Genomic DNA, 24,431 nt, shown 5'->3' on the forward strand with positions numbered 1-24,431 from the left:
TTATCGGCGGGCTTTCCGGCCTGTTCCACCATAAACTTAATCTATGGTGGAACAGGCCGGAGAGCCTGTTCATGCCCCATACCCCATTCCCAATCCGCAATTCCCAACTACCAAGGGATTAAATCATCCTCGTCTGACTCAGAAGACAACGCAGGTAAATCCGGTTCAGATTCCCATGTAAAAGTTTCCGACTCCCAAACCTCCAAGCCATCCGAGAAATCCACTACTTCCCCATCAAACATCTGAGCCCACACCCCAGCAGCATTGACTACATCTTGGGCATCTGCCCGCACCGCCACAGCTTGAGCATTTAAATCATTCCCAGAGGCGATCGACCCCTTACTCTGCCCCCCCGGTTCAGCAACATTTGACAGCTTGGCGCTAGTATTTTCAGGGGCTGGCGAGTGTTTTTGTGCTTCTCCCCTATTCGTGGAAAAATCCTCTAAAATTTCCGGTTTTTGTACCTGTTGATTCCCATCATCCACCGGAGTATAATTTCGAGAATTTCCCCCCATACGTCCGTTAGAATTTGGGAAATTCTTGGGTTCTAAACCATTAGTTTCAGTGGAATTTTTTAAGCCCAATTGCACCGTGACTCGACGGTTAAAAATTTGCAAAAAAGCTTCTTCAATATTAGCTACTTTGTCTTTAACCATCTTGAGCAACTGTGGCGAATTAATTTTAATCACCGCCGCATCATTGCTAAAACTCACCAGATGTCCGTGTTGGCGAAGCAAAGATTGAGTACCGTGGGGGCGCACGCGAGTCAGTACCTGTTCCCACACTTGATTTAGATCGATTTCGCTAGCGGAATTAGTTGGTGCAGAATTTGTGGCCTCAGCAGTCGGTATAGATTCTCTAATCGGTGCGGTGGATGTGTTTTCTGTGGGATTAGCAATAGGTGGTGGAGTCGTCGGAGGATGTTGCACATTCGGCATTGCAGATTCTGCAATATTAGATATCTGACTCCCCCCCTTAGCAAGGGGGGGTTGGGGGGGGTGATTTTGTGCTGGATTAGTATTTTGTGCTGGTTGATTTACTGGTTGTGGCTGAGTTCTAATTGCTGAAGGTAATAATCCCAATAATGTTACTTCCAGCCATAAACGCGGCTGAGTGGTATTTTTAATTTGCAGTTCATGGGTTTGCAAGTGTTTCTGACCCGCTAAAATTAACTCTCTCTCCCAATGAGTCGCAAAATTGACAAGTTTATCCCAAGTTGCTGAGGTTAAAGCTACTAAATCTGAGCGTTTTGGTGCTGCTTTTGCTATCAGCAAATCTCGGTAAAAACTGGCTAGATTCTGAAGAACTATGAGCGGTTCTCTACCGCGATTCATCAGGTGACGGGTCATGTCTACTAAGGCTGTGGCATCGTCTTTTTCAATAGCTTCTAGCAGTTCCATTAAGTCGTTTTCTGGGACTGCACCGACTAAATCCCAAACTTTTTCGACGGTGACTTCACCGGGAAATAAACTTAGTTGGTCTAGCAGACTTTCGGCATCTCGCAGTCCTCCTTGGGCGAGTTGAGCAACCATGTATACTGCGTCGTTGGCTATGTTGATATTTTCTAATTTGGCAATTTTATGCAAGTGGGCGGTCATTGCATCGAGGGCTATGCGCCGAAAGTCGAATCTTTGACAGCGGGAAATAATTGTTGGTAAGACTCTTTGAGGGTCTGTGGTTGCGAGGACGAATACTACATTGTCTGGTGGTTCTTCTAGGGTTTTTAATAAGGCGTTAAATGCCTGGTTGCTGAGCATATGAACTTCGTCAATTACATATACTTTATAGCGGCATTGTACGGGGGAAAATTGAGCGCGTTCGATCAAATCCCGGATGTTATCGACTCCTGTGTTGCTGGCGGCATCAATTTCGATTACGTCTAGTGTGGAACCTCTGGCTATTTCTTGGCAAACGTTGCATTTGCCGCATGGTGTGGGGGTTGGGGCACCCGTAGAAATACAGTTGAGGGATTTGGCAAAAATTCGAGCACTAGAGGTTTTACCGGTGCCTCTGGGGCCTGTGAATAGATATGCTGGTGCTATGCGATCTTGGAGGATGGCGCTGGTGAGGGTTTGGGCGATCGCCTCTTGGCCTACTAATTCGGCAAAAGTCTGGGGGCGATATTTGTGGTGGAGGGGTTCGTAGGTCACGATCGAATATGGGTGTTATGTTAACTTGGGAGATGTGGTTCGATCGCACCATAGCTCAACTTTCAAAGCAAGTTCTCTGGAGGCGAACTGAGTGGAACGAAGAACTCGTAGCAATTAGTACCTAAGTCTTTTGGGCGCTACGATCGTCCGGGCGATCGATTGTGCTCCTCAAAATTTTTTAGGAGCGATCGGAGAATTACTATTAATCTATGTAAATTCACTGATGTTTTCGAGAAAGTGCTCTGCTGAAAAAACATTTTTTCTGGTGGTACTGGTATAATACATAACAAATTATTAACCATCGCTTTTTGCCAGTACAAGGGTGCAATTTTCCGAGATTTCGCTAACCTGCTTGCAGTTAAAGATAAAGTATTAATTAGAGGGTGCCCGTTCGAGTTGTAGAAATCCAATTGTAGAAAGATTGTGGTAGAAAGAAGTCAAGGTGGCTCGAACCAGCGAGTTGCAATGTCATCTCCACTCAGGGGCATTCTATAAATATAGCGTCAAATTTTACCCTTTAAAAGCCCATGTCAACCAAAATAATCCTTGTAGAACCAAGGTTGGCAGTAGCCTCTCCCAAGCCCAAACAGGCTAAGCCAGGAGGTTTACCCTCCGATCAAATCTTGATGGGAGCATCGGGATTACTGTTGTTATTACTTGTCGGTTTAGCGGTGTTTAGCAAAATAAAAATGGATGGTTTGAGCAAGAAGCTCACTTTTGAGGAATTTAGAAATAGAGAACTCCAGAAAAAATATAAAATGGCTCTGGAAACCCTATCAAAAATGGAAAAAAATCCAGACCTCATCCACTCACGAGACTTTAATTTAGACTACCTGAGAATGCGGATGGCGGAAGAAGTTTTTCACTTTGCCATTGTGAATCAAATTAAGGTAAAAGTCAAAGAAAAAATTAGTATTGCTCTGCGTCCAACTCAGGGTAGTGTAGGAGATAAAACTGGGAATGCCGGCAGTGGCAGACAAGTGGATTCGATGTTTGATATCGAATACGAAACTGGCGATCCGGCGGTAAAAATCGAAAAGCGAGTGCTGTTTCGGATTCAAATTAAGTTGATGAAACTCCCGACTCAGGCAACATCGGCGACAATTAATCAAATTATTGACTGTTTGGAAACTTACCTGAGCCCTTCCGACGACCACGACAGTTGGCAGCCCACAATTCAAGGTCGCATCGTTCACATTGAATGGGACCAAAAGGCGAAACCGACGCCGATGTTGGTGCTGGAACAGTCGAATGAAGGAGTGAATGTCACTTTCAGAACTACTAGAGCTGCCGCTGGCAGACCTGCAAATGACAATGACAGTCAGTTAGCAGGTGCTAAGGGGGCAAAAGGTAAGAGTGCAAGTAAAAGTGGATCGAAGAGTTCTACAAAAACAGGTACTAAGCGTCCGACTTCCCGCAAGTAATTGTCAACATATTTTAGCTATTTAGGGAAATCAAAAAGCACCTCGGTCATGTAATGTTCTGCCCAATCTTGACCGAAAGCTTTTTCCAATACGCGACGGGTTTTGTCGTTTTGTTGCTGCTGGGTGCAGTAGTAAATTTGAGCATCGAGAATTTTCGATGCTTCGGCGACAGAAACTGGTTCTGAGGCTACTGCCAGTTTGCAGTGAATTTCCATGTAGGATTCAACTATGTCCAGAAATCGACTTTCTTCTTCTGGGGAATCTGGGCGCACAAATAGGCAAAATTCTGAAAAAATATCGCCCCATTCGGGAATTTGGCGGGGACAGGAAAACTGGTTGACGGGCAGAGTTTGCAGTGGAGTGCGGTAGGTTTCGGACAAAGTGCGATCGGCATTGAGGGGAGAAAGGTCGGCGATCGCAGCGCTAATTTGGCCTTTACCTGCTACGATGTCCGTACCGAACATGGGCAAAGCGTAATTCGGTCTGGGAAACATCACGCAGTGCAGGATATCCAGCAAGGGACCGACTTTGGCGAGTTCTAGGTGTATTTTACGGAATTGGGGAGTTTGATAGCAGCGGTTTTCGATGATCAGTTTTTCTCCTTCCAAACGCCCTTCCACATATCCCAACTCAGCAGGCAGGTGGTAGGGTTCCAGGTCGAGGTACCGACGCCATACTGATTCTATCCGATCGGCTAGTTCGCGGATGAGGTAGTGTTGTTGGTCTCGTAGAGAAGGCTTGGATATTTCTAACATTCTGATTTATGGGGCGATCGGCTTAACAAAACTTTATTCAACTGTTGCAGGATGCAGGAACAAAGGTAGATACTTTTAAGGATATCAGTAAGATCGACGGGCGAGCGAGCAAGTTTTACAGGAGATGAATCTATGTTTGGTCTAGGATTGCCCGAAATGGGCATTATTGCGGTAGTAGCTATTCTAATTTTCGGTCCCAAGAAAATTCCTGAGTTGGGCAATGCTTTGGGAAAAACCTTGCGGAGTTTTAAGGAAGGGGTGAGTCAAGCTGAGGATGAATCTCCCGTCAAGGAGAAGGAGAAGGAAAAAGAGGAAGAGGAACAGAGTCAACCGAAAGTGTAAATTAGTTTGGTAGTAAGGATGTTAGTCCTGATATTTAAGGACTAAAGTTCTCGCTGCCTACCTCTGGGGGAAATTTGTACTGATGTTTCAGGACAAATTCCACCAGAGACTGGATTTGTTAGTGGTGGGGTGGGCACGGGAACCCGCTGATTAATCAAGCCCCCCCATTACAAAATTAACTACTTGTGGAACTGGCCAAAGAACCCGTTGCTAAGAATGATACAAATTCATACCAAAAAAAGTGCTATAATATCGACTTTAACTCCTAAAACAGTCCACTAAACCGAGAAAATAGTAACATAATATGGTCGTTATTACTTCCCAAGAAATTGCATTATTTCGCTCAGAATTAGCAGCCTATTCCCAAGCATTGAAGGCTCTAGATGAAATCGAAGATTGCGAGGGGAATATCGAAGATGCAGCGATATCTCTGGCAATTCAAGCCGGACAAGAACCGAATATTTCTGAAAATTGGCTAGACGGATTAGCCAAAAGATGCCGCGTTGCTATCTGCAAATCTGAGATTAAAGAAGAGTTGATAAATGGACGTTTGAATGCAGCCTTTGGAGATTTGTTGGCGGCGAAAGTTTGCCCGGATATTTTGATAACTGCGGTGATTATTTATGTGTTTAAAACAGGGGTGAATGAGTTTTGTGAGCCTCTTGATTATAAACTTTAAAGCTATATTAGTGGGTGGCGAGAAACCGGGTTTTTACCAACCTACTTCGTTACACCACCCAAAAATCACCAAAAACCCGGTTTCTGAGATTTCCGGTTTCTGAGATTCTGTGGGTGGCGAGAAACCGGGTTTTTACCAACCTACTTTGTCATATTGTTTCTGGTTACATCGGAATGATTTAACCGCAGAGAACACAGAGGACACAGAGGGAGAGAATAGAGTTCTGAATAATTCAGATGAAGAGAGGATTTGATATCACACCACCCAAAAATCACCAAAAACCGGGTTTCTTAGGTTCTGCGGTTTTTGAGTCCATGAGTAGTTAAACGAGAATATATAAAATGCAGATCGGCATATTTTTAGGAAATCTCGGAAATCCCCTAATCTATTATCCCAAGTTAGCGAAGATTACTGGCGGTGTCTCGGCTAGTATTTTGCTATGTCAATTATTTCAATGGCAATCTCAACTAAAAAAATCAGAATGGCTAACAACTAATTGCGATGAGATTGAAGCAGTCACTGGGTTAAATTGCGAAGAACAAGAATTAGCCATAAATCAACTCAAAAGTCGTTTGCTCCTCAAAGCAAAATCAATTAATTACCACATATACACCTTGGAACTCTGGGCTGACATTGACGAATTCGAGTCAAAACTAAATACTTATTTCACAGCTAATCCTGAAGACATTATAACACAAACTCTCCCCAAAAGCCTCAATTATCCTGTAGATATAGTTGCTGATAATTCTGCATCTAATCCCAATATTAAAACTGACAAATTCTTCGGGCAACCGCGCCAACAAATAGCCGTTGCTGTTACCCCGAATTACCGATTCAGCGGCCCTTGGAACTCCCAAGAACAACTGCACAACTTTCAACGAGCTTTAGAAGCCTATGCTCAAGAACGCAACTTAGGTTTTGGCAATCCTTCGGGATGGGCATTCAAAATTATTGATAGCATCACCAAGGGCTTAGCGTCAACCTTTTGGGATGAATTTATCGCGGGCATTCCATTAGGAGAAAGTCAGAAGGTGAAGCGAGATTGGGAAATCGCACCAGAAGTGCCTTATCCGGCCTTTGAAGAGGAGAGAATTCAGTATTATGTTCACAAAGGTGAACCGCTGGAAGCGGCTGTTTCTAAGGCTCGCAGTGACTTGAGAAATCCGGTTTTGGGTAAGGATTTGTGGGAGGGTTTTTTGCGAAAGTGCGATCGCCTTGCGGATGATGCTTTCCAAGCCAAACAGCAGGGGGTTGACACACCATATCTGCCCTCTTCCTTCAACGAAAAACCGCAAATTACCAAGGATAGCGTGATGCGGAAATTAGGGGCGATCGCACCGCAGTTTGCCCTGAATCAATCGACATCTGAGGCGATTCCCGAACCGCCCAAACTGGCAGAAATGGAATCGCCAATCCCTGCCGAAATTCCCAGTATTTCAGCTTTGCAAAAAGCTTACAATACTCCTCTCGGTCGCAGTATAATTGAAAAACAAATTGCTGCTAATCCAGATTGGGGCTACGAAATAGTAGATGGTGAAATAGTGGAATCAATTCCTTTTTAGGAGGCGAATATGAAACGAATTAGCGAGATAAATCCCTTGGGGGAAGAGCGCCCAAATCCTTCGGAGGAAGAGAGAGAAAATCTGCGGGTGGAAAGATTGCAGCGAGAGAAAGATGAGGGATATCAAATGTTAGTTGAACTTTGCAATTTTGGTGAATATGACATGGCCGAGCAGTTGGCAAATCGACATTTTAATTGGGGTTATGAAATAGTTGATGGGATTGTGATGGAGAGGATAGATTGCGATCGTTTTTAATCAGGTAGGGTGCGTCGCCATGAGATTTTCGATCGGAATCAAATATCTAAGGGTGGCGACGCACCCTACAACTATGTTAAAATTGTAACTAAAACTTAAATAACTATCAAAATATGACGACAACTATTAATACCAAAAACCTAACGTTATCAGAAGTACACCGTCTGTTTGGCTTTCAAAAACAGTACACTAACTCATTTACCTCTCTGTTATCCCTTGAAGATATCACAGAACACGAACAGCAGGAACTTATACAAATTAGGGATGACTTCGATGACTACATTTCAACGGATCGAGTTTCTGAAGGATTGGTAAAAGCTCTGACTACCTTTCCCCTAATGCGATTGGCTGGCTTCTACCGCCGCCCGATTAAAATTAGTTTAGAACAAGACATCGCTGAAATTAGCATTGAAGATGAAGATACAATCGTTAAAGGACGGTTTGATATCTTGGCTGTCAACAGGATAAAACCGATCAGAAGCGATACATATTTTTGGGTTTTAGTTATTGAAAGTAAAAATTCTGGAATCAACGCATTGATGGGTTTATCTCAATTGCTAACCTATGCTTATCAAAATTTAAAATATCAAGACACAATCTGGGGTTTGACAACAAATGGAATGCACTATCAGTTCGTGAATATTCAGGGAGGTAATAATCCAACCTATCAGCTATTGCCTTTGCTAAACCTGATGGAGTCCGAATCGTCAATTCTGTTACTGCAAGTTTTAAAAGCTATTTGCAAGCTATAAAAAATGAGGTAGGGAACCTTCCCCACCTCAAATCTTATACTAAATCCCCTCTATTTCTTCAGTCCGCGGAGGCGGACTTCGTTTGTGTAGAAGCGATTTCAATCGCCGAATCATAAAGGGGGTAACTTTTTAGTAGCCTCTGGTGTTAGGCTTGTGGACGATGAAGCTGAGCACTTGGCATTGCTTCACGTTGTCAAAACCCATGACGCGGATGTAGCAAGTGGGGTTTTCTTGACGGCAAGCGTTGATTTCTGTCATGATTTCTTGGACGCTGCGAGCGTGGAACAAAGGCAACTTCCAAAGAGTCCAATAGCGCATTTCAGCGGCGGAGGTTTCGTTGAATTCTACGCCGGGAATGTAGCCTTGATCCAAGATGTATTGCAGTTGCTTGGCAATTTGTGCGTCTGTCAGCGGGGGCAAATAGGACAGAGTTTCGTAACGACGCTCTTTAGGTAAAGTTTTCATTTTTCTATCTCTAAGGTGTGTGTTCGATTCGCACTCGTGCGATCGATTAACTCGACAAATTATCTAGATTCGGTTCAGAATCTATGGAGGATGTTTCAGGATTACTGATAGTCACAGACCAATTAAGCTGCGTAATTCGCTCCAAATGCTGGCGTCTGTGTTCCATATTTGACTGTTGAATGCCAGTACGAACCATTTCAGGCAAAAATTCTGTCACATCGTGAGCCAGATATTCTCGCACAGTCATGATCCGAAATCCTAATTCTTGATTTTCCAATAGCAACTCTCGAATGTATGCTTCTCCATCTTGGATTTTGCCCTTGGTGGAAAAGTCGTTCAACCAGATTGCTAGAGGAGGATTGGTTTCGCTCAATTGAGCGACCACAATCCGCACGGATTGATAGGTTAGGTAACTTGCCAGCACCTTAGCGGTGTCTTTCGCAACTTGTTTGAGATCCATTTTTGACCCCAGCCCTTAAGAGTTTTAGATTGTGGATTTTAGATTTTGGATGCAAACTTACTTGTAAATCTTCTTCCAAGATAAAGACATAACAGCAAGTTTGCTACCTAAAACCTAAAATCTCCAACCCAAAATCATCAAACGGTATCCATTGCCTCAAATTCAAACTTGATTTCTTTCCAGAGTTCGCAAGCAACAGCCAATTCTGGGCTCCATTTGCAAGCTTCGCGAATGATGTCTCCGCCTTCGCGCATCAAGTTGCGGCCTTCGTTACGTGCTTGGACGCAAGCTTCCAAAGCAACGCGGTTAGCTGTTGCACCAGGTGCATTACCCCAAGGGTGGCCCAAGGTGCCGCCGCCGAACTGCAAGCAGGAGTCGTCGCCGAAGATTTCAACCAAGGCTGGCATATGCCAGATGTGGATACCACCGGATGCAACTGGCATGACACCAGGCATGGAGGCCCAATCTTGGGTGAAGTAGATACCGCGTGCGCGGTCTTGTTCGATGTGGTCTTCGCGCATCAAGTCTACGAAGCCCATGGTGATGCCTTTTTCGCCTTCGAGTTTGCCCACAACTGTACCGGAGTGCAGGTGGTCGCCGCCGGACATCCGCAAGCACTTGGCAAGCACGCGGAAGTGGATACCGTGGTTCTTTTGACGGTCGATAACGGCGTGCATGGCGCGGTGAATGTGCAACAGGATTCCGTTGCGACGGCACCATTTGGCCAAGGTGGTGTTTGCAGTGAAACCACCGGTCAGGTAGTCGTGCATGATGATGGGGGTTTTGATTTCTTTGGCGAATTCAGCCCGTTCCATCATTTCTTCGCAGGTGGGGGCGGTGACGTTGAGGTAGTGACCCTTGACTTCGCCGGTTTCTGCTTGAGCTTTTTCAATAGCTTCTTGAACGAACAAGAAACGATCGCGCCAACGCATGAATGGTTGGGAGTTGATGTTTTCGTCGTCTTTGGTGAAGTCCAAGCCACCGCGTAGAACTTCGTAAACGGCACGGCCGTAGTTCTTAGCAGACAGACCCAATTTGGGCTTAATTGTACAACCGAGCAAAGGACGGCCGTACTTGTTCAATTTGTCGCGCTCAACGGTGATACCGTGAGGAGGACCTTGGAAGGTTTTGAGGTAAGCAATGGGAATCCGCAAGTCTTCCAACCGCAGAGCACGCAGGGCTTTGAAACCGAACACGTTACCAACCAAAGAGGTGAGCAAGTTGGTGACGGAACCTTCTTCAAACAAATCCAAAGGATAAGCGATGAAGCAAATATATTGGTTGTCTTCGCCGGGGACTGGCTCGATGTCGTAGCAACGACCTTTGTAGCGATCGAGGTCGGTGAGGAGGTCGGTCCACACAGTTGTCCAGGTACCGGTGGAAGATTCAGCAGCCACAGCAGCGCCGGCTTCTTCTGGGGGAACTCCTGGTTGTGGGGTAACACGGAAAGCCGCCAAAATATCTGTATCTTTCGGGGTGTAGTCCGGTGTGTAATACGTTAGTTTATAGTCTTGAACTCCGGCTTTATACCCAGCCTTGGATTGAGTTTGGGTTTGCGCGTAAGCCATATCTCGCTTCCTAGTATTCGCTTAATTTTGGGGCCTGATGGCAGGCTCTTAGAAATATATCAAGAAAGTGGCGCTCTAAAATTTTAATATTCTTTTAATCATCATAAGTATTGTTTATTTACCTTTACATTAAGAAATTATTTGTAACATCTCTTATTAAACAAAAATCACGAATAATGCTTGGGGATCGCAAAAGAAGGGAGAGGGAACAAGATAGAGGGAATCAGGAAAAAGGGTTGGTTATCTAGGAGAGAAAGAATAAAGAAAGGGAATGGGGAGTTAGTTAGAAATACCTAAAATTATAGTTGATAGTTGAGTTCGATCGCGCGATCGAACTCAACTACGCTCAAAAAATCTCAAGTCGCAAATTCCCAATCTCTAACTACTGTCTTCCACGGTCAAAAATCCAAACCATAGCACATAATATGGACAGGACTTGCAGGATGCCAAGTTTCTTAAATTCAAAAACCTGCTTACAGCAATTTAACCGGAATGTCAACCCGGTTGCTGGGATAGCTGCTCGTAAGTCTTAATGGATATTTAGCCCCATTTCTACTCTGGTTGTGCCACACCCCCATTCAAAATCTGTCCACTGCATTAATCCAGATTGCCCAAAGCCCTACCCTCAGACTTGGGGCAACAATTTTTGTCAGAGTTGCGGAGGGCCGCTGCGACTGAAAAATCGCTATGTGCCCCTACAAGTTTTGGGTAAAGGCGGTTTTGCCGCTATCTACACGGTTTGGGATACAGAATCTCAAACCGAGCGCGTGCTCAAAGTATTGCTGGAAACTTCGGCGAAAGCGGTGAAACTATTCGAGCAAGAAGCTTGGGTTTTAGCAATTTTGCGCAATCCCGGTGTCCCCAGAGTGGAGGCTGAGGGTTATTTTCATGTGCAAATGCAAAACTTGGCAGGGGAGGGAAATGCTGCGGCGCGCAGGCTTCCTTGTTTGGTAATGGAAAAGATTCACGGTAAAACTTTGGAAGATATTCTGGATGAGCACCCCCAAGGTTGTCCGCCAGAATGGGTTTTTAGTTGGCTTAGTCAAGCTGTGGAAATTTTAGAGGAGTTGCATAGATGTCAGATTATTCACCGCGATATTAAACCGAGCAATTTGATGCTGCGGATGCCACAATCGTCACAACTTTTGCTGGCTAATGGTTTGGGTGGATTGCAGTTGGTGACGATCGACTTTGGCGGTGTTAAACAAATGGGTGGTGTCGCACCGGTGGGGAAAGATGCTCCAAGTTCGACGCGGTTAATTTCTCCTGGGTATAGCCCGCCGGAACAAATTGTTGGGGGCGGTGTGGGCCCGGCGACGGATTTTTATGCCCTGGGGCGGACTTGTATTCACTTGCTGACGGGGAAGTATCCGGCGGATATTGAAGATCCGATGACTGGGGAGTTGCGATGGCGGCATATTTCGCCGATCGCCCCGGCTTTTGCTAATTTGTTGGATGATATGGTGCGATCGGATGTGCAGCAGCGTCCGGCGACGGCTGGGGAGGTTCGCCAACGTTTGAGGCAGATTTCTACTCGGCATCAGGGACGAATGGCGATCGCCCCTAGCAGTCAAGCTATGCTGAAATTCTGTAGGCAAGTATTAGTGGTGGGGGCGCAAAAAACTGTCAGCCTAACTGGTTTTGTGTTTGGGGCGATCGCCCAAATTGTGGTAGCTTCTCTGGATACGGGCTGGGAAATGGTGCTCGGTGGGATTGGGGGAAGTGCGGGGGCGATCGGCGGTTTAGTTTTGGGTTATGCTTCGCCTATTGGCCCGGAAATTGCGAACTTTTTGAATGAGGGTTTGCATCAATTAATTCCTAATATGACTTTCGCTGTGGGGCCGGAGGTGCTATTGTTTGGATTTGCGGGATTGGGAACTGCGATCGGGTTGACGGATGCGGGCAGTTTTCGCCAACACAAACAGTATTGGTTATCGGGATTGATGGGTGTTCAAGGTTATTTGTTAGCTGGTTTGTGTTGGTTGGAGTCGAGTGCTTCTAGTGGGGTGCAGGGGATTATTTTGGGTGCTTTTGCGATCGCTTCTTTGACTGTGGGAATGGGTTTGCGGAGTCACCAATTGGTGCACGCTTTGGTGGTGGCTGTGTGCTCTACGGGATTGTTTTTGTTTCTGAATGCTTTGAGTATTTTTCCTGGGAGTTTCTTGGAGAGTTTTGCGTCGTCTAACGCTACACTGGGCTTGCTACAAGTTTGGGGGGCTGTGGCGTTTTTTGGTTTGTTGGGAAGTGCGATCGGGCTTTGTTTGGGAGTTAGTCATTATTTGGTTGTGCCTTTGTTAAGGTGGTTGGGTTGGAAGTAAGTCGAAGGAAGAAGTAAGAAGGAAGAAGTCACCCCCCCCTGCCCCCCCAAGGGGGGAAATTCAGGAAGAAGTAAGAAGGAAGAAGTCACCCCCCCCTGCCCCCCCAAGGGGGGAAATTCAGGAAGAAGGAAGAAGGAAGAATTCACCCCCCCTGCCCCCCCAAGGGGGGAAATTAAGCAATCAGGAAGAAGGAAGAAGTCACCCCCCCCTGCCCCCCCCAAGGGGGGAAATTCAGGAATCAGGAAGAAGGAAGAATTCACCCCCCTGCCCCGCAAGCTATTGTGAAACCTTAGAAACCGTTGCGTCCCCAAATGACCATTGAGATTGAGAAGGAGAACAGAACTAGCACCGAAACCCAACCGAGTGACAAAATATCCATAGCTATTTAACAAACTGTACAAAATGACTCCAAACCTTATGATAAGTCAATTTGAGCCATTTTTGAAATGAGGGGCCTGTGAAGGATTTGTCGAATTTTAGTGCTGCTGAACGGGTGGAATCTTTGAAAGCAGGCGCTGTTGCTGCTTTTGGGATGTTTTGGGGTTTTGGGGCGATCGCCCTGATCAATAGCTTGATTCTAGTCCCTAGGTTTGATTTTCTGGCGGGATTAGAGGTAGGGGCGATCGACCTCAATTTTGCTTTTAAAGGGTTGATCGCCCTTTTGGCTGGTTTTCTATTCGGCGTCACTTACCGCTATGCCCTTCGCACTGATACTAACCCGCAGCTAAAATCCGGTGTGGTTTTGGCTTTTGGGCTGGTGCGGGCTTTTGGACAGTTGGATGCGGGATGGTTTTTTGAGGCGGGGAAAATGCCTGTGGTACAGGAGTTATTGCCCTTTGTGGTTGCGAGTGTTGAGAGTGTGGTATTATTTGCGATCGCCGGTTTTGTGTTAGATTGGTCGATCGGGCGATCGTACATTAAGCCTTTTGATTCTTAAATGCGATCGAATTTTACTCACATCTTGCACCATTTTTATGAACAGGCTCTCCGGCCTGTTCCACAAGAGTTTAATCTTTTGGTGAGGTGGGCTTCTGGCCCGCCCTTACAGACTTAACACTTCAAATTCTGGACTACCATAAACCATTTGTTTATCTACAGCCGACAAAACCTGATTATTAGCAACATCAGACACCAAGCATTGGCAAACTAACTGCGCTACATCAGCGCGATGAATTGTGCCAGCAACTCGACAATCTTCTGTTAAAACACCATTGCCCGTGGCAGGTTCCGATTTCAGTCCGCCCGGACGAATCACAGTATAAATCATCCCACTTGCTATCAAGTGATTTTCAGCTTTTTCCTTCTCAATTAACACTGGGGCCAAGGTTTCTAAAGCTTGGGGTGGCAAAGCACCGGCACTGTTACCGCTACCGATGGAAGAAACTAAAATAAACTTTTTTACTCCAGCTTTGACAGCCGCATCAATCAAGTTTTTGTTTCCTAAATAATCGGCTCTTTCTCCATCTTTTGGCAAGCCGCCGATGGTGCTGATTACGGCATCAATTGGTGCGCTACCAGTCATGGCTGCATCCACAGCCTCCGCGTCTAAAGCATCGCCCCTAGTGATTTTGATGCTCATTGCTGCTAATTCTGGGCTGGTTTCGGGCGATCGCAAAAATGCAGTTACTTCAATATTTTGTGCTGTCAAACATTTGGCAATTTCTTTACCGACACCCTGGCTAGCACCGGCTAAAAAAATGTGGAGTGGATCTGTCATAGGAATTTTGTTTTAATTTGTTGTGGGCGATCGACTGTTGTGGGCGATCGACTGTTGTGGGCGATCGACCTCAAGATCTCAACTGAGTTCTATAAAGCATACCTTAAAAAAGGCGGGAAAAGAAGGGACGAGAGTTGAATGGGTGGCCCGATGCGATCGCCCTTTGTGACTGATTCCCAAAAGGCGATCGGGATTTCAATTACTGCCCAAACTGGATACTTGATTGTTTTAGCCCGCATCGACAGTAATTTACGAATAGTTTCTGGCAGTAATTATAGAAAAAATTTCCTAAGCTAATTCCGGTGAAATTAGCCTAATGATTTAGATTTGCGTTTAAGCAACACGCCAACCAAAAAAGCAGCGGAAGTTACTATACCAGCAATTTCTGAAGGTTCGGGAACCGCTTCAGCACCATCAATCCCCCGCATCTTAAAAGAGAATATATCCCGATTAGATTCTAACTTAATCGGGAATGCTACGTCGGTAATGGTATAGGAAGCGAAACCAGTATGCAAACTGGCGGCATTTACAGGTTTAATAGCGGTAAATCCCAATATCGTGAAAGCAGCCAGCGACAGAGAACTTTGAACAAATTTGCTCAAGGGAGCTTGTTGAAACATTTTGTTGATTTTTTTCATGTGCACCTCTGTATTCCAATCTCTAATTTACCTTGGAACCGTGTAATTACAAGGTATTGCCGTGTCCTACCATTGATTTATGTGCCAAGGGCGATCGCCATTTCTTGAGAAAAAGGAGGAAAGGGCGATCGCCCGTCGCACTGAAAAACCAACCGTCACTTATCTATCTGGAAGGAGGCGCTAGTTTTATGCAGAATGTAGCCTAATCTTCACAAAACTTTACAAATCGGAGATTTGAGTCGGGAGAAGTTAACTCAGGAAGCCAAACAATATGATGCAGAAAGAAGCGGGATTTTAGAGGGGTATGGATTGAGGGTTTACGAATGTTGAGGTGTTGCAGAGTTTTGAGGGGGTTTGTGGGGAGTTGTTGGGTTGGATTGAGGGTGATTTTTGAGGCCTGATCCCCCCTAACCCCCCTTAAGAAGGGGGGGACATGAGGGGAGGGGAGTTGAATGGGTGGCCCGATGCGATCGCGCCATCTTCCCGCAGCCAAAAATGTTGAATAACAAAATTTGATAACTTTTGTTATTATGGGGGTAGTAGTTGACTCAAATAGGTGACTCAACATCATGAATATATCCTTAACTCCTGAACTAGAACAGTTTGTTCAATCAACAGTCAAAAACGGTAGGTACTCATCAGCTTCTGAAGTCGTTCTGGCTGGGTTACAATGCTCTTATCTCAGTATCTCAGTTGAATGGCTTGCTCGACTCGATCGAGGTAATCAGATAAAATATTAGGCAGCATAATTCAATCGTTGCGCTAGTTCCTGATGCAAAACCAGGTAATTTCGATAGTCATTTGCCCATTCTATAAATAGGGCGTCATCTGATAATAATCCCTGATTGTATTGGTTGAAAAATTCTTCTGAGTCAATTTTTTGCTGCTTCTCATATAAGCTAAGTCGCTTGGCAACCGCAACTAAGGCATCTAAGGGTGATGTATATTGAATGGTCTGTTTACGCATGGGCTTCTTTCCTGTGCAATGGATTTATTTTGGTACTGATATTTGTAATTGTTGACATTTTAGCAAATCTATCTGCGTAATGGGATTTGATGATTGATGAGAACAGAAAGGGCGATCGCACGTTTTGACTTATTCCAAAAAGGCGATCGCCCTAGTTGTCAAGTAGACATGATTGGGGATAAACTAATTCTGAAACTATTCCCTAAATATCGCCCCTTCCCCCAAAATTTCAATGCACATCCAGTCCCCCCCTTAAGAAGGGGGGCTAGGGGGGATCAATCCAAGACTAAGCAACTCAACCTAGAATTTCAACTAACATCCAGTCCCCCCCTTAAGAAGGGGGGCTAGGGGGGATCAATCCGAGACTAAACGACCCAACCATAAACTTCAACCAACATCCAGTCCCCCCTTAATAAGGAGCACCAGGAAAACCATGCCTTTATTAAAAGACTCCAACTTCCACCTACCATACAACCCAAAACTCATCCCCATCGCCAAACAACTGCGAAAAAATCCAACTCCATCCGAAAAAAAACTGTGGCAAAATTTTCTGATAAATTTCCCTTCGCGAGTTCTGAGACAGCGCCCCATCGACAATTTTATCGTAGATTTTTATTGTGCGGCATTACTGTTAGTAATTGAGATTGATGGCGAGAGTCATTTTACGGAACACGGGAAACTATATGATGCAGAAAGAACCGGGATTTTAGAGAGGTATGGATTGAAAGTTGTTAGGTTTACGAATGTTGAGGTGTTGCAGAGTTTTGAAGGGGTTTGTGGGGAGTTGTTGGGTTGGATTGAGGGTGATTTTTGAGGCCTGATCCCCCCTAACCCCCCTTAAGAAGGGGGGGACATGAGGGGAGGGGAGTTGAATGGGTGGCCCGATGCGATCGCACTTTTCGACTAATTCCAAAAGGGCGATCGCACTGATTGAGTAAAATCTAGCTGGTAAAAGGCGATGCGGATGTCTGTGGCTTTCAATCCTTCAATGAATGCCCAAAGTAAAGCTTTGTGACCACCGCGAAAGCGATCGTACATGATAAAATCAATCCGAGCATCTCAATTAACGTAAATTATGGCAAAGTTTCCCCCCGATATTACGGAAATAGTGAATAGACTTAAACAACAGTCTTTGGGTATTGTTGACGGAGTGACAGCCGCAGAATTAGCTTTATTTGAGCTTTTTGGCGAAACAGAACAGACGTTGCCATTTTTTGATGAATTAATGACGGTATTGGAAGATGCTGAGGCTTCTTATATGCAGTTATCCAGATTGGGGCTAAATATTGCTCGCTCTCAACCTGATGCGCCGCCAGATATGCTAGAGTTGATGAATCGAGCCATAGTCCGTACCCAAACCAGGATTCCGGCGTGGGAGCGAAGTTTAGAAGAAGTTAAGTTAGAGTGGAATTTACCATGAGCAAGCAGCCGCGAATTCCCGATCCAGAAACGGCTAAGAGACTTTTGGCTAATCTGCGTCGGACTCATTTAGAAATGGAACAGTTCAATTTAGAACTAGCAGAAATTAATGCCAGATTGGAAGAAGTTAACCGACACAAACGGCTGTCACGGTTAGATAAATTACTGAATAATTATTAGTCGATTGCGTTTCTTCCCAAAAACCTTTTCACAAAAACGATGGCCATTCCTATCTCCCGAAAGCGATCGCACTTTTTGACTAATTCCAAAAGGGCGATTCCCTACGGGATAGCTCCGCTTCACGACCTTGTAGTTTATCAAGGCTAAGCAGCCATCGGGCAAAGGCTCAGAGTTGAACAATCAACTTTAATTCTCGGTCGCAGTTCAACTTGAACTAAAGTTTTGAATTCTTCATTTTTGGGAGCAACTAAAAATTCTAATTTACCGTTAATATAATCATTAATTTCAATAAAGTTCACGAGTTCAAAACACATAATACCTACAGTGGCATCGGCTATCTTTAATTCAATTTGAACTGATTTTTGAATGATATTCATTCCAAATTTGAGGGTGACACCTAATGAATCTGTCACTTCATAACACCAATAGCCATCGGAGGGTTGGGAATCTTTTGGTTCTTCACAAAATAATTCTAGAAAAGCTAGTTCATCAAATCCCTCATGTAAATTGATTTTTGCCATTTTCTTACCTAAGATATTGAGTTATTTTCCATAGATTATAGCACTGAGAAAGCGGCGAGTTCCATCGGGCAAGACTTCCCATGAACTTTGGACTTGGGCGAATTTTCCGGTTATGCCCGGTAACAGCGAATCTCTAAGCTCTGTATCTATTGTACCCTCTTCTCCTGTAGTGTGGTTTGTATAAATATTAATAAATCGCTCAACAATATTACTTTCTTCTTGGACTGCTTGTTCTAGATGAGTTTGAATAAATTGACGAGATTCTGAATCTTCATCAAATCCCAAGCGATTTAGTTGTTGTCTATTTTGTACCGCTCTTTTTGAGTTATGAGCGTCTGGCTTTATGTTGACATTGAATAAGTAATCGAGCTTGCGATCGTTAATGATGCAGGGTGTTTTTGCGTCGGTGGGTCGATCGGATTGTGTCAATGGCTGATTTTTAAAATATAGATTTTGGGAATTGTAAGGTTATATCATTTTGGCAGTTTTTTCATCCTACAGCACGATCGCACTCACAGCCCCAAAAAGCGAGATTACTTTCCATATCCCCAAAAAATGAGCACCATTTTTAACTAATGCCAAAGGGGCGATCGCCCTTTGTGACTTATTCCAAAAGGGCGATCGCCCTAGTTGTCGAGTAGACATCATTTGAGATAAACTAATTCTGAAACTATTCCCTAAATATCACCCCATCACCGACAATTTCCATGAACATCCAGTCCCCCCCTTAAGAAGGGGGGCTAGGGGGGATCATTCCAAGACTAAACAACTCAACCTAGAATTTCAATCAACATCTTGTCCCCCCCTTAAGAAGGGGGGCTAGGGGGGATCAATCCGAGACTAAACGACCCAACCATAAACTTCAACCAACATCCAGTCCCCCCTTAATAAGGAGCACCAGGAAAACCATGCCTTTATTAAACGACTCAAACTTCCACCTACCATACAACCCAAAACTCATCCCCATCGCCAAACAACTGCGGAAAAATCCAACTCCATCCGAAAAAAAACTGTGGCAAGATTTTCTGAGAAATTTCCCTTTTCGAGTTTTGAGACAGCGACCCATCGACAATTTTATTGTAGATTTTTATTGTGCGGCTTTACTGTTAGTAATTGAGATTGATGGGGAGAGTCATTTTACGGAACAAGGGAAACTATATGATGCAGAAAGAACCGGGATTTTAGAGGGGTATGGATTGAAGGTTGTCAGGTTTACGAATGTTGAGGTGTTGCAGAGTTTTGAGGGGGTTTGTGGGGAGTTGTTGGGTTTGATTGAGGGTGATTTTTGAGGCCTGATCCCCCCTAACCCCCCTTAAGAAGGGGGGGACATGAAGGGAGGGGAGTTGAATGGGTGGGTGGAGGCGATCGCACTTTTTGACTTATTCCAAAAGGGCGATCGCACTAAACAATCGCTAGTCAATCTTGGGCTTGCAATCGACAAAGGATAGAGCTTCTTCATCGAGATAACCGGCGATCGCCATTTCAATTACTGCCCAAACTGGATAGTTCATGGTTTTAGCCCGCATGGATAGTGCTTCACGAATGGTTTTGGGTAATCCTTCTAGAAAGATTTGTGCTAATTCCGGTGACAGATGTTCGGTGATAATAGGCTGAGTTTGCATAGAATTAGTCCCTCGCTGGAATTTTCACGTTATAGGGTGGGTTAACAGCTTGAATGATGAGGCTTTCTAATTCTGATGATAGCTGAATCCATTGAGTAAAATCTAGCTGGTAAAAGGCAATTCGGATGTCTGTGGCTTTCAATTCTTCAATGAATGCCCAAAGTAAAGCTTTGTGGCCACCGCGAAAACGATCGCGCAGTGTTCTGCTTTTGCCAATGTAGAGGATTCCAAGGCTGCGATGTTTGACAGCGTAGATACCAGCCCTCATCGGAAGTTCGCGAAATTCTTTGGAAAGGGCAATACAATCCTGAAAGGGAGTGGATGCAAGAATATTTAGTATGGCTTGGGCTTCTTGCTGGATGGATTCAGGCATAGCAGTGGGAGAGTTTGCAGTTGTTTCATCCTACAGCACGATCGCCCCTGTCCATCCACTCATACCGTGAAGCGGAGCTATCCCGTAGGGAATCGCCCTTTCCATATAGTCAAAAATAGCCAAAAAGCGATCGCACTTTTTGACTAATTCCAAAAGGGCGATCGCTGGTTTGGCATCTGGTATAGATGAAGGGCGATCGCGCCATCTTCCCGCAGCCAAAAATGTTAAATAACAAAATTGGATAATTTTTGTTATTATGGGGGTAGTAGTTGACTCAAATAGGTGACTCAACATCATGAATATATCCTTAACTCCTGAACTAGAGCAGTTTGTTCAGTCAACAGTCAAAAACGGTAGGTACTCATCTGCTTCTGAAGTGATTCTGGCTGGATTACGATTGCTAAAAGAACGGGAAATTTTAGTTGTTTTGAATCCGGTTTCGTCAGACGGGAAGCAGACACCCAGCTATGATTTTTCGGATTTGGTGGGGCGATTAACTTGGCGGGGAGATGCAGTAACAACGCAGAGGAATCTACGCGATGAGTGGTAATCGCTATGTGTTGGATACGAATGCGATAGATTGAAAGTTTTCAGGTTTATGAATGTTAAGATGTTGCAGAGTTTTGAGAGGGTTTTTGGGAGGTTGTTGGGTTTAATTGAACGTGATTGTTGAGGCCAGATCCCCCCTAGCCCCCCTTCTTAAGGGGGGGACATGAAGGGAGGGGAGATTGGTGGGTTGTAATTTGAAGTATCGCACTTTGTGACTTATTCCAAAAGAGCGAGATCCCTAGTTGTCAAGTAGACATGATTTGAGATAAACTAATCCTGAAACTATCCCCTAAATATCGCCCCTTCCCCCCACAATTTCAATGAACATCTTGTCCCCCCCTTAAGAAGGGGGGCTAGGGGGGATCAACCCAAGACTAAACAACTCAACCATAAACTTCAACCAACATCATGTCCCCCCCTTCTTAAGGGGGGCTAGGGGGGATCAATCCAAGACTAAGCAACTCAACCCAAAATTTAAACCAACATCCAGTCCCCCCCTTAATAAGGAGCACCAGGAAAACCATGCCTTTATTAAACGACTCAAACTTCCACCTACCATACAACCCAAAACTCATCCCCATCGCCAAACAACTGCGAAAAAATCCAACTCCATCCGAAAAAAAACTGTGGCAGGATTTTCTGAGAAATTTCCCTTTTCGAGTTTTGAGACAGCGCCCGATCGACAATTGAACTTTGGACTTGGGCGAATTTTCCGGTTCTCCCTGGCAACAGTGAATCTCTAAGCTCTGTATCTATTGTACCCTCTTCTCCTGTAGTGTGGTTTGTATAAATATTAATAAATCGCTCAACAATCTTAAGAAGGGGGGGACATGAAGGCAGGGGAGTTGAATGGGTTGATTGATGCGATCGAGGCGATCGGATAAAATATTAGGCGGCATAATTCAAATGATGTGTTAATTGCTGCAATTACAGGTGTTGAAATCATTGCTGCGATTATCCGATGTCACATTCGTATCTGCTGATAACGAGTTGAATGCAGCAGCAGCTAGGGAAGGTTTGATAGTTGAAAATCCTAATAATTACCCTAACTGCGATCGCCCTTCCCATCCCCAAAAAGCGATCGCTACACGAGAGAATAACAGCTACAGAATTGTCAAGTAAGTATCTACTGATTCTGATGGTAAAACCTTTAAAGTTTGGTGTCGTAAGTCCGGTTCTAATCCCAGAGCTTCTAAGGGAATTACGCCGATTAAAGCATCTCTGCCTCCTGGTAATTCTAAACATTCAAAAGTGCCTTCTCGACCACATAAAGATATCTTGGCATCTTGAAAGATTCGGGCTTTGCTAATTCCTGTGGCGGTGGCGACATCGACTTCTTTAAGCAGTTCAAGACCCAGTTGTGCGATCGCAAAAGCTGGCAAGCATAATGTAGTTGCACCCGTGTCTACCAAAACGTTATCTAGGGTGATGGAACGTATTTGCTCAGCACTCATGAATCCTCGTGCAGCAGCAGACTGGTCGGCACGATTGGTAACGGTCAGTGTTGTTAAAACTTTACCCATTGATTTGTCGGAAGTTGTGTACATTGCGATCGAGCCTCCTCCTTCTCTGTCTCTTAAATTATCGCACATTTGGCATTTAGTGCTCGTGAAAGTCGATCGCTTGCCTGAAAAAGTATTTCCTACAAAAGACCGATCGCCCCTGTCCATCGACAAGACCGTGAAGCGGAGCTATCCCGTAGGGAATCGCCCTTTCCATATAGCCAAAAATAGCCAAAAAGCGATCGCACTTTTTGACTAATTCCAAAAGGGCGATCGACCTTTCGATGAAAAAAAGAGCGATCGACCTTTCCATGAAAAAAAGGGCGATAGCCCTTCTCCCTAATTCACAAGATAATCACTCAGAGTTTTTAGTAAGCGTTGATGTCGCTCTGATGAAATAGCTCCAATAGAACCGATAATTTGATTGCGAGGCAATACAGCAAGGAAACCTAACCGAATCAACGATTGAGACCGCACCGCCGCTGGTAGCAAAGTCTGAGTCAGAGGGGGAAATAATATCGTCAAAACCTGGAACCTGTTGATTTAGTTGGGTACTAACACCACACACTAAAAAATCTCTATAGGGTGGGAGTTCCCTCAGAAGAATGGCTGGACGATTTTTAGTTGTCCCGTCAGCTTGGGGTATTGGGGTGAGAACAACATCAGCTTCCTGCATAGTCAGGATTTAGTGTTTTAATTGCATCGATCGGGTAATCATCGTCCTGACTGTAAGCATTGTTTAGTTGATGCCTTGACAACCACAACCAGGCTTCGCGTTCTGCTAATTGTTCCGGGAGGACTGTGACAATTAGTTTTATGTTTGGTTCAAGCTTATAGGGTTCATCTAGTTGAATAGATTGCCCATCAAAATGTGCTGACAAAGAAATAAGCTTCATGGCTTGGATCTCTTGAAGGCGAGTGCTTTTACTAAGTTTATCATATTTTGACGTTCTAGGGACACAGGCTTTGACCCGTTTCTCTACGATTAATTTGCTCCATTCCTTAGAAAAACGATCGCCCCTCCTCGAACCAAAAAGCGAACTTCCTCGATCGAGAAAAGCGATCAACTTTTCCATTCCCAAAAGAGCGATCGCCCTTTCCATCCCAAAAGAGCAATCGCCCTTTCCATATAGCCAAAAATAGCCAAAAAGCGATCGCACTTTTTGACTTATTCCAAAAGGGCGATCGCTTATCTGCGCTTACAAGTAAGGCGATCCTGCTATAATTGGCTAAAGTTCCTGATTTTCAGCCACAGAAGGCAGAGGAATCTGTGCGATGAGCTGCTAATCTCAACGATGCTATAATAGATAGGAGTTACGGATGACATCAATTAGTATGTTTTTATAGGTAAATGAGATGAACGCTAAAGAATTACTCCTTAAGGAAGTAGAAAATATTCCAGAATTTATCTTAGAAGAAGTTTGGACTTTTCTGCAATTTCTCAAATTGAAATACAATAAAGATAAGTTAGAAGCAAGCCTGCTCAGTGAATCTTCTTTAGAAAAAGACTGGTTAAAGTTAGAAGAGGATGAAGCGTGGCAGAATTTGTAAAAGGTGATGTGGTAGTTGTTCCATTCCCATTTTCCGATTTAACACAAGCCAAGCGCCGACCCGCTCTAGTAGTAGCAACTTTGGCAGGAGACGATCTAATTCTTTGTCAGATTACTAGCCAGAGAATTGCCGATCGCTATGCTATCACCCTTCAAAGTAGTGATTTTCGTGAGGGTGGACTTAACCAAACTAGCAACATTAGACCTAATCGCTTGTTTACCGCAGATCGAGAAATTATACTTTATAAAGCCGGTCAGATTAAAACTGAGAAGTTAAACGAGGCGATCGCTAAGATTGTTGAAATTATTCAGCAGTAATTCTCTATTGTCAAGCTTTCCCTCTGCTCAAAATGCTGTTTAACTAGATTGTGTTGTGCGATCGACCTTTCCATACCAAAAAGACGATCGCACTTTTTGACTTATTCCAAAAGGGCGATCGCAGGTTTGGCATCTGGTATAGATGAAGGGCGATCGCGCCATCTTCCCGCAGCCAAAAATGTTAAATAACAAAATTTGATAACTTTTGTTATTATGGAGGGTAGTAGTTGACTCAAATAGGTGACTCAACATCATGAATATATCCTTAACTCCTGAACTAGAGCAGTTTGTTCAGTCAACAGTCAAAAACGGTAGGTACTCATCTGCTTCTGAAGTGATTCTGGC

41 protein-coding genes are annotated in these 24,431 nt (G+C 44.4%); 23 read left to right on the forward strand and 18 right to left on the reverse strand.

From position 1 onward, the window contains the following. Window positions 1-107: 107 nt before the first annotated feature. Window positions 108-2,150, reverse strand: coding sequence for a DNA polymerase III subunit gamma/tau (locus tag AAFP11_RS16240; RefSeq protein WP_341738007.1), 2,043 nt, complete (start codon window positions 2,148-2,150; stop codon window positions 108-110). A 527-nt stretch (window positions 2,151-2,677) separates the two neighbouring features. On the opposite strand from AAFP11_RS16240, the gene AAFP11_RS16245 reads away from it, so the two are divergent. Continuing rightward, the gene (locus AAFP11_RS16245; protein WP_340519099.1) at window positions 2,678-3,574 is read left to right on the forward strand and encodes a hypothetical protein; all 897 of its coding nucleotides are present in this window, start codon (window positions 2,678-2,680) and stop codon (window positions 3,572-3,574) included. Window positions 3,575-3,591: 17 nt separating this feature from the next. Here AAFP11_RS16245 and AAFP11_RS16250 read toward each other — a convergent pair whose 3' ends face one another. Continuing rightward, window positions 3,592-4,329, reverse strand: coding sequence for a phycocyanobilin:ferredoxin oxidoreductase (locus tag AAFP11_RS16250; RefSeq protein ID WP_340519100.1), 738 nt, complete (start codon window positions 4,327-4,329; stop codon window positions 3,592-3,594). A 132-nt stretch (window positions 4,330-4,461) separates the two neighbouring features. On the opposite strand from AAFP11_RS16250, the gene AAFP11_RS16255 reads away from it, so the two are divergent. The 5 genes from AAFP11_RS16255 (at window position 4,462) to AAFP11_RS16275 (ending at window position 7,919) form a co-directional block, all read left to right on the forward strand. Next, window positions 4,462-4,671 carry a TatA/E family twin arginine-targeting protein translocase gene (locus AAFP11_RS16255; RefSeq protein ID WP_341738008.1) on the forward strand — a complete coding sequence of 70 codons (210 nt, stop codon included), beginning with the start codon at window positions 4,462-4,464 and terminating at the stop codon, window positions 4,669-4,671. Between the two features lie 304 nt (window positions 4,672-4,975). Next, window positions 4,976-5,350: a hypothetical protein gene (locus AAFP11_RS16260; protein ID WP_340519102.1), complete on the forward strand. Its 375-nt coding sequence runs from the start codon at window positions 4,976-4,978 to the stop codon at window positions 5,348-5,350. 341 nt (window positions 5,351-5,691) lie between these two features. After that, window positions 5,692-6,912 (forward strand): hypothetical protein, encoded by a 1,221-nt coding sequence (locus AAFP11_RS16265; RefSeq protein WP_341738009.1) that lies wholly within the window; start codon window positions 5,692-5,694, stop codon window positions 6,910-6,912. Window positions 6,913-6,921: 9 nt separating this feature from the next. Beyond that, a complete protein-coding gene (locus AAFP11_RS16270; protein ID WP_341738010.1) occupies window positions 6,922-7,167 on the forward strand; it encodes a hypothetical protein in 246 nt (81 codons plus the stop codon). 113 nt (window positions 7,168-7,280) lie between these two features. Continuing rightward, window positions 7,281-7,919: a restriction endonuclease subunit R gene (locus AAFP11_RS16275; RefSeq protein ID WP_341738011.1), complete on the forward strand. Its 639-nt coding sequence runs from the start codon at window positions 7,281-7,283 to the stop codon at window positions 7,917-7,919. Window positions 7,920-8,048: 129 nt separating this feature from the next. Here the strand turns inward: AAFP11_RS16275 and AAFP11_RS16280 are convergent, their stop codons facing one another. The 3 genes from AAFP11_RS16280 to AAFP11_RS16290 form a co-directional block, all read right to left on the reverse strand. Further along, window positions 8,049-8,384, reverse strand: a complete 336-nt coding sequence (locus tag AAFP11_RS16280; protein ID WP_340550038.1) for a ribulose bisphosphate carboxylase small subunit — start codon at window positions 8,382-8,384, stop codon at window positions 8,049-8,051. A 46-nt stretch (window positions 8,385-8,430) separates the two neighbouring features. Further along, complete coding sequence (locus tag AAFP11_RS16285; RefSeq protein WP_341738012.1) at window positions 8,431-8,844, reverse strand: chaperonin family protein RbcX; 414 nt, start codon at window positions 8,842-8,844, stop codon at window positions 8,431-8,433. Window positions 8,845-8,981: 137 nt separating this feature from the next. Beyond that, window positions 8,982-10,412 carry a form I ribulose bisphosphate carboxylase large subunit gene (locus AAFP11_RS16290; protein WP_333271358.1) on the reverse strand — a complete coding sequence of 477 codons (1,431 nt, stop codon included), beginning with the start codon at window positions 10,410-10,412 and terminating at the stop codon, window positions 8,982-8,984. Window positions 10,413-10,975: 563 nt separating this feature from the next. Here AAFP11_RS16290 and AAFP11_RS16295 point away from each other — a divergent pair. After that, window positions 10,976-12,730 carry a serine/threonine-protein kinase gene (locus AAFP11_RS16295; RefSeq protein ID WP_341738013.1) on the forward strand — a complete coding sequence of 585 codons (1,755 nt, stop codon included), beginning with the start codon at window positions 10,976-10,978 and terminating at the stop codon, window positions 12,728-12,730. 289 nt (window positions 12,731-13,019) lie between these two features. Here the strand turns inward: AAFP11_RS16295 and petN are convergent, their stop codons facing one another. Next, entirely contained in the window at window positions 13,020-13,109 is a 90-nt protein-coding gene (gene petN / locus AAFP11_RS16300) for a cytochrome b6-f complex subunit PetN (protein ID WP_071883976.1), read from the reverse strand. 78 nt (window positions 13,110-13,187) lie between these two features. On the opposite strand from petN, the gene AAFP11_RS16305 reads away from it, so the two are divergent. Further along, on the forward strand, window positions 13,188-13,667 hold the full coding sequence (locus AAFP11_RS16305) for a hypothetical protein (RefSeq protein WP_341738014.1): 480 nt from the start codon (window positions 13,188-13,190) through the stop codon (window positions 13,665-13,667). A gap of 105 nt (window positions 13,668-13,772) precedes the next feature. Here AAFP11_RS16305 and AAFP11_RS16310 read toward each other — a convergent pair whose 3' ends face one another. Beyond that, complete coding sequence (locus AAFP11_RS16310) at window positions 13,773-14,447, reverse strand: SDR family oxidoreductase (RefSeq protein ID WP_341738015.1); 675 nt, start codon at window positions 14,445-14,447, stop codon at window positions 13,773-13,775. A gap of 138 nt (window positions 14,448-14,585) precedes the next feature. On the opposite strand from AAFP11_RS16310, the gene AAFP11_RS16315 reads away from it, so the two are divergent. Continuing rightward, a complete protein-coding gene (locus AAFP11_RS16315) occupies window positions 14,586-14,744 on the forward strand; it encodes a hypothetical protein (protein ID WP_341738016.1) in 159 nt (52 codons plus the stop codon). A gap of 11 nt (window positions 14,745-14,755) precedes the next feature. Here AAFP11_RS16315 and AAFP11_RS16320 read toward each other — a convergent pair whose 3' ends face one another. Continuing rightward, window positions 14,756-15,085, reverse strand: coding sequence for a PEP-CTERM sorting domain-containing protein (locus AAFP11_RS16320; protein ID WP_341738017.1), 330 nt, complete (start codon window positions 15,083-15,085; stop codon window positions 14,756-14,758). Between the two features lie 569 nt (window positions 15,086-15,654). Between AAFP11_RS16320 and AAFP11_RS16325 the strand changes: the two genes are divergently transcribed. Then, the gene (locus tag AAFP11_RS16325; protein WP_341738018.1) at window positions 15,655-15,825 is read left to right on the forward strand and encodes a type II toxin-antitoxin system ParD family antitoxin; all 171 of its coding nucleotides are present in this window, start codon (window positions 15,655-15,657) and stop codon (window positions 15,823-15,825) included. Here the strand turns inward: AAFP11_RS16325 and tumA are convergent. Then, the gene (gene tumA / locus AAFP11_RS16330; RefSeq protein WP_341738019.1) at window positions 15,822-16,052 is read right to left on the reverse strand and encodes an antitoxin TumA; all 231 of its coding nucleotides are present in this window, start codon (window positions 16,050-16,052) and stop codon (window positions 15,822-15,824) included. The genes AAFP11_RS16325 and tumA overlap by 4 nt on opposite strands. 93 nt (window positions 16,053-16,145) lie before the next feature. Here tumA and AAFP11_RS16335 point away from each other — a divergent pair, with 93 nt between their 5' ends. Then, window positions 16,146-16,400: a hypothetical protein gene (locus AAFP11_RS16335; protein ID WP_341738020.1), complete on the forward strand. Its 255-nt coding sequence runs from the start codon at window positions 16,146-16,148 to the stop codon at window positions 16,398-16,400. Window positions 16,401-16,485: 85 nt separating this feature from the next. Further along, on the forward strand, window positions 16,486-16,866 hold the full coding sequence (locus tag AAFP11_RS16340; RefSeq protein ID WP_341738021.1) for an endonuclease domain-containing protein: 381 nt from the start codon (window positions 16,486-16,488) through the stop codon (window positions 16,864-16,866). Between the two features lie 89 nt (window positions 16,867-16,955). On the opposite strand, the gene AAFP11_RS16345 is transcribed toward AAFP11_RS16340, so the two are convergent. Then, window positions 16,956-17,090, reverse strand: a complete 135-nt coding sequence (locus AAFP11_RS16345; RefSeq protein ID WP_341738022.1) for a hypothetical protein — start codon at window positions 17,088-17,090, stop codon at window positions 16,956-16,958. Between the two features lie 37 nt (window positions 17,091-17,127). Between AAFP11_RS16345 and AAFP11_RS16350 the strand changes: the two genes are divergently transcribed. Both AAFP11_RS16350 and AAFP11_RS16355 read left to right on the forward strand, forming a co-directional pair. Next, the gene (locus AAFP11_RS16350; RefSeq protein ID WP_341738023.1) at window positions 17,128-17,472 is read left to right on the forward strand and encodes a hypothetical protein; all 345 of its coding nucleotides are present in this window, start codon (window positions 17,128-17,130) and stop codon (window positions 17,470-17,472) included. Beyond that, window positions 17,469-17,651: a hypothetical protein gene (locus AAFP11_RS16355; protein WP_340526158.1), complete on the forward strand. Its 183-nt coding sequence runs from the start codon at window positions 17,469-17,471 to the stop codon at window positions 17,649-17,651. The genes AAFP11_RS16350 and AAFP11_RS16355 overlap by 4 nt, the downstream gene beginning before the upstream one ends. 143 nt (window positions 17,652-17,794) lie before the next feature. Here AAFP11_RS16355 and AAFP11_RS16360 read toward each other — a convergent pair whose 3' ends face one another. From AAFP11_RS16360 to AAFP11_RS16370, 3 genes are all read right to left on the reverse strand, one after another. Beyond that, the gene (locus tag AAFP11_RS16360) at window positions 17,795-18,172 is read right to left on the reverse strand and encodes a hypothetical protein (protein WP_333103363.1); all 378 of its coding nucleotides are present in this window, start codon (window positions 18,170-18,172) and stop codon (window positions 17,795-17,797) included. Window positions 18,173-18,193: 21 nt separating this feature from the next. Beyond that, window positions 18,194-18,601, reverse strand: a complete 408-nt coding sequence (locus tag AAFP11_RS16365) for a hypothetical protein (protein WP_341738024.1) — start codon at window positions 18,599-18,601, stop codon at window positions 18,194-18,196. 66 nt (window positions 18,602-18,667) lie between these two features. After that, a complete protein-coding gene (locus AAFP11_RS16370) occupies window positions 18,668-18,820 on the reverse strand; it encodes a hypothetical protein (RefSeq protein WP_341738025.1) in 153 nt (50 codons plus the stop codon). Window positions 18,821-19,080: 260 nt separating this feature from the next. Between AAFP11_RS16370 and AAFP11_RS16375 the strand changes: the two genes are divergently transcribed. Further along, window positions 19,081-19,461, forward strand: coding sequence for an endonuclease domain-containing protein (locus AAFP11_RS16375; protein WP_341738026.1), 381 nt, complete (start codon window positions 19,081-19,083; stop codon window positions 19,459-19,461). Window positions 19,462-19,584: 123 nt separating this feature from the next. Here the strand turns inward: AAFP11_RS16375 and AAFP11_RS16380 are convergent, their stop codons facing one another. Genes AAFP11_RS16380 through AAFP11_RS16390 form a run of 3 tightly spaced genes read right to left on the reverse strand, consistent with a single transcriptional unit; the run spans window position 19,585 to window position 20,464 of the window. Continuing rightward, on the reverse strand, window positions 19,585-19,794 hold the full coding sequence (locus tag AAFP11_RS16380) for a hypothetical protein (RefSeq protein WP_096831482.1): 210 nt from the start codon (window positions 19,792-19,794) through the stop codon (window positions 19,585-19,587). Between the two features lie 4 nt (window positions 19,795-19,798). Beyond that, window positions 19,799-20,167: a GIY-YIG nuclease family protein gene (locus AAFP11_RS16385; RefSeq protein ID WP_341738027.1), complete on the reverse strand. Its 369-nt coding sequence runs from the start codon at window positions 20,165-20,167 to the stop codon at window positions 19,799-19,801. A gap of 30 nt (window positions 20,168-20,197) precedes the next feature. Further along, window positions 20,198-20,464: a hypothetical protein gene (locus tag AAFP11_RS16390; RefSeq protein ID WP_341738028.1), complete on the reverse strand. Its 267-nt coding sequence runs from the start codon at window positions 20,462-20,464 to the stop codon at window positions 20,198-20,200. Between AAFP11_RS16390 and AAFP11_RS16395 the strand changes: the two genes are divergently transcribed. The 3 genes from AAFP11_RS16395 to AAFP11_RS16405 all read left to right on the forward strand — a co-directional run bounded on the left by AAFP11_RS16395 (window position 20,463) and on the right by AAFP11_RS16405 (window position 21,838). Beyond that, a complete protein-coding gene (locus tag AAFP11_RS16395) occupies window positions 20,463-20,717 on the forward strand; it encodes a type II toxin-antitoxin system ParD family antitoxin (protein WP_341738029.1) in 255 nt (84 codons plus the stop codon). The two genes, AAFP11_RS16390 and AAFP11_RS16395, sit on opposite strands and share 2 nt — an antisense overlap. A gap of 521 nt (window positions 20,718-21,238) precedes the next feature. Beyond that, a complete protein-coding gene (locus tag AAFP11_RS16400; protein WP_341738030.1) occupies window positions 21,239-21,406 on the forward strand; it encodes a hypothetical protein in 168 nt (55 codons plus the stop codon). Between the two features lie 255 nt (window positions 21,407-21,661). Then, entirely contained in the window at window positions 21,662-21,838 is a 177-nt protein-coding gene (locus AAFP11_RS16405; RefSeq protein WP_341738031.1) for a hypothetical protein, read from the forward strand. Here the strand turns inward: AAFP11_RS16405 and AAFP11_RS16410 are convergent. Beyond that, the gene (locus tag AAFP11_RS16410; protein ID WP_341738032.1) at window positions 21,820-22,263 is read right to left on the reverse strand and encodes an aspartyl protease; all 444 of its coding nucleotides are present in this window, start codon (window positions 22,261-22,263) and stop codon (window positions 21,820-21,822) included. The genes AAFP11_RS16405 and AAFP11_RS16410 overlap by 19 nt on opposite strands. Here AAFP11_RS16410 and AAFP11_RS16415 point away from each other — a divergent pair. Both AAFP11_RS16415 and AAFP11_RS16420 read left to right on the forward strand, forming a co-directional pair. Then, window positions 22,169-22,477 carry a hypothetical protein gene (locus AAFP11_RS16415; RefSeq protein ID WP_341738052.1) on the forward strand — a complete coding sequence of 103 codons (309 nt, stop codon included), beginning with the start codon at window positions 22,169-22,171 and terminating at the stop codon, window positions 22,475-22,477. The two genes, AAFP11_RS16410 and AAFP11_RS16415, sit on opposite strands and share 95 nt — an antisense overlap. Beyond that, window positions 22,470-22,619, forward strand: coding sequence for a hypothetical protein (locus AAFP11_RS16420; protein WP_180274662.1), 150 nt, complete (start codon window positions 22,470-22,472; stop codon window positions 22,617-22,619). The genes AAFP11_RS16415 and AAFP11_RS16420 overlap by 8 nt, the downstream gene beginning before the upstream one ends. Window positions 22,620-22,880: 261 nt before the next feature. Here the strand turns inward: AAFP11_RS16420 and AAFP11_RS16425 are convergent, their stop codons facing one another. Beyond that, window positions 22,881-23,378 (reverse strand): hypothetical protein, encoded by a 498-nt coding sequence (locus AAFP11_RS16425; protein WP_341738033.1) that lies wholly within the window; start codon window positions 23,376-23,378, stop codon window positions 22,881-22,883. A 196-nt stretch (window positions 23,379-23,574) separates the two neighbouring features. On the opposite strand from AAFP11_RS16425, the gene AAFP11_RS16430 reads away from it, so the two are divergent. From AAFP11_RS16430 to AAFP11_RS16440, 3 genes are all read left to right on the forward strand, one after another. Further along, on the forward strand, window positions 23,575-23,769 hold the full coding sequence (locus tag AAFP11_RS16430) for a hypothetical protein (protein ID WP_341738034.1): 195 nt from the start codon (window positions 23,575-23,577) through the stop codon (window positions 23,767-23,769). Continuing rightward, complete coding sequence (locus tag AAFP11_RS16435; RefSeq protein WP_341732430.1) at window positions 23,754-24,086, forward strand: type II toxin-antitoxin system PemK/MazF family toxin; 333 nt, start codon at window positions 23,754-23,756, stop codon at window positions 24,084-24,086. The genes AAFP11_RS16430 and AAFP11_RS16435 overlap by 16 nt, the downstream gene beginning before the upstream one ends. A 253-nt stretch (window positions 24,087-24,339) precedes the next feature. Then, the coding region (locus AAFP11_RS16440) for a type II toxin-antitoxin system ParD family antitoxin (protein WP_341738050.1) at window positions 24,340-24,431 on the forward strand (92 nt) is incomplete at its 3' end.

The sequence above is a fragment of the Microcoleus sp. CAWBG640 genome, assembly GCF_020883015.1.
Lineage (GTDB): Bacteria > Cyanobacteriota > Cyanobacteriia > Cyanobacteriales > Microcoleaceae > Microcoleus > Microcoleus anatoxicus.

Excerpts from the sequence above, each read along its gene's own strand:
- AAFP11_RS16245 (WP_340519099.1), top strand. The coding sequence starts at position 2,678 with ATGTCAACCAAAATAATCCTTGTAGAACCAAGGTTGGCAGTAGCCTCT.
- AAFP11_RS16250 (WP_340519100.1), bottom strand. The coding sequence starts at position 4,329 with ATGTTAGAAATATCCAAGCCTTCTCTACGAGACCAACAACACTACCTC.
- AAFP11_RS16255 (WP_341738008.1), top strand. The coding sequence starts at position 4,462 with ATGTTTGGTCTAGGATTGCCCGAAATGGGCATTATTGCGGTAGTAGCT.
- AAFP11_RS16260 (WP_340519102.1), top strand. The coding sequence starts at position 4,976 with ATGGTCGTTATTACTTCCCAAGAAATTGCATTATTTCGCTCAGAATTA.
- AAFP11_RS16265 (WP_341738009.1), top strand. The coding sequence starts at position 5,692 with ATGCAGATCGGCATATTTTTAGGAAATCTCGGAAATCCCCTAATCTAT.
- AAFP11_RS16270 (WP_341738010.1), top strand. The coding sequence starts at position 6,922 with ATGAAACGAATTAGCGAGATAAATCCCTTGGGGGAAGAGCGCCCAAAT.
- AAFP11_RS16275 (WP_341738011.1), top strand. The coding sequence starts at position 7,281 with ATGACGACAACTATTAATACCAAAAACCTAACGTTATCAGAAGTACAC.
- AAFP11_RS16280 (WP_340550038.1), bottom strand. The coding sequence starts at position 8,384 with ATGAAAACTTTACCTAAAGAGCGTCGTTACGAAACTCTGTCCTATTTG.
- AAFP11_RS16285 (WP_341738012.1), bottom strand. The coding sequence starts at position 8,844 with ATGGATCTCAAACAAGTTGCGAAAGACACCGCTAAGGTGCTGGCAAGT.
- AAFP11_RS16290 (WP_333271358.1), bottom strand. The coding sequence starts at position 10,412 with ATGGCTTACGCGCAAACCCAAACTCAATCCAAGGCTGGGTATAAAGCC.
- petN (WP_071883976.1), bottom strand. The coding sequence starts at position 13,109 with ATGGATATTTTGTCACTCGGTTGGGTTTCGGTGCTAGTTCTGTTCTCC.
- AAFP11_RS16310 (WP_341738015.1), bottom strand. The coding sequence starts at position 14,447 with ATGACAGATCCACTCCACATTTTTTTAGCCGGTGCTAGCCAGGGTGTC.
- AAFP11_RS16315 (WP_341738016.1), top strand. The coding sequence starts at position 14,586 with ATGGGTGGCCCGATGCGATCGCCCTTTGTGACTGATTCCCAAAAGGCG.
- AAFP11_RS16320 (WP_341738017.1), bottom strand. The coding sequence starts at position 15,085 with ATGAAAAAAATCAACAAAATGTTTCAACAAGCTCCCTTGAGCAAATTT.
- AAFP11_RS16325 (WP_341738018.1), top strand. The coding sequence starts at position 15,655 with ATGAATATATCCTTAACTCCTGAACTAGAACAGTTTGTTCAATCAACA.
- tumA (WP_341738019.1), bottom strand. The coding sequence starts at position 16,052 with ATGCGTAAACAGACCATTCAATATACATCACCCTTAGATGCCTTAGTT.
- AAFP11_RS16340 (WP_341738021.1), top strand. The coding sequence starts at position 16,486 with ATGCCTTTATTAAAAGACTCCAACTTCCACCTACCATACAACCCAAAA.
- AAFP11_RS16345 (WP_341738022.1), bottom strand. The coding sequence starts at position 17,090 with ATGTACGATCGCTTTCGCGGTGGTCACAAAGCTTTACTTTGGGCATTC.
- AAFP11_RS16350 (WP_341738023.1), top strand. The coding sequence starts at position 17,128 with ATGGCAAAGTTTCCCCCCGATATTACGGAAATAGTGAATAGACTTAAA.
- AAFP11_RS16355 (WP_340526158.1), top strand. The coding sequence starts at position 17,469 with ATGAGCAAGCAGCCGCGAATTCCCGATCCAGAAACGGCTAAGAGACTT.
- AAFP11_RS16360 (WP_333103363.1), bottom strand. The coding sequence starts at position 18,172 with ATGGCAAAAATCAATTTACATGAGGGATTTGATGAACTAGCTTTTCTA.
- AAFP11_RS16370 (WP_341738025.1), bottom strand. The coding sequence starts at position 18,820 with ATGATGTCTACTCGACAACTAGGGCGATCGCCCTTTTGGAATAAGTCA.
- AAFP11_RS16375 (WP_341738026.1), top strand. The coding sequence starts at position 19,081 with ATGCCTTTATTAAACGACTCAAACTTCCACCTACCATACAACCCAAAA.
- AAFP11_RS16380 (WP_096831482.1), bottom strand. The coding sequence starts at position 19,794 with ATGCAAACTCAGCCTATTATCACCGAACATCTGTCACCGGAATTAGCA.
- AAFP11_RS16385 (WP_341738027.1), bottom strand. The coding sequence starts at position 20,167 with ATGCCTGAATCCATCCAGCAAGAAGCCCAAGCCATACTAAATATTCTT.
- AAFP11_RS16395 (WP_341738029.1), top strand. The coding sequence starts at position 20,463 with ATGAATATATCCTTAACTCCTGAACTAGAGCAGTTTGTTCAGTCAACA.
- AAFP11_RS16390 (WP_341738028.1), bottom strand. The coding sequence starts at position 20,464 with ATGATGTTGAGTCACCTATTTGAGTCAACTACTACCCCCATAATAACA.
- AAFP11_RS16400 (WP_341738030.1), top strand. The coding sequence starts at position 21,239 with ATGCCTTTATTAAACGACTCAAACTTCCACCTACCATACAACCCAAAA.
- AAFP11_RS16415 (WP_341738052.1), top strand. The coding sequence starts at position 22,169 with ATGAATCCTCGTGCAGCAGCAGACTGGTCGGCACGATTGGTAACGGTC.
- AAFP11_RS16410 (WP_341738032.1), bottom strand. The coding sequence starts at position 22,263 with ATGTACACAACTTCCGACAAATCAATGGGTAAAGTTTTAACAACACTG.
- AAFP11_RS16430 (WP_341738034.1), top strand. The coding sequence starts at position 23,575 with ATGAACGCTAAAGAATTACTCCTTAAGGAAGTAGAAAATATTCCAGAA.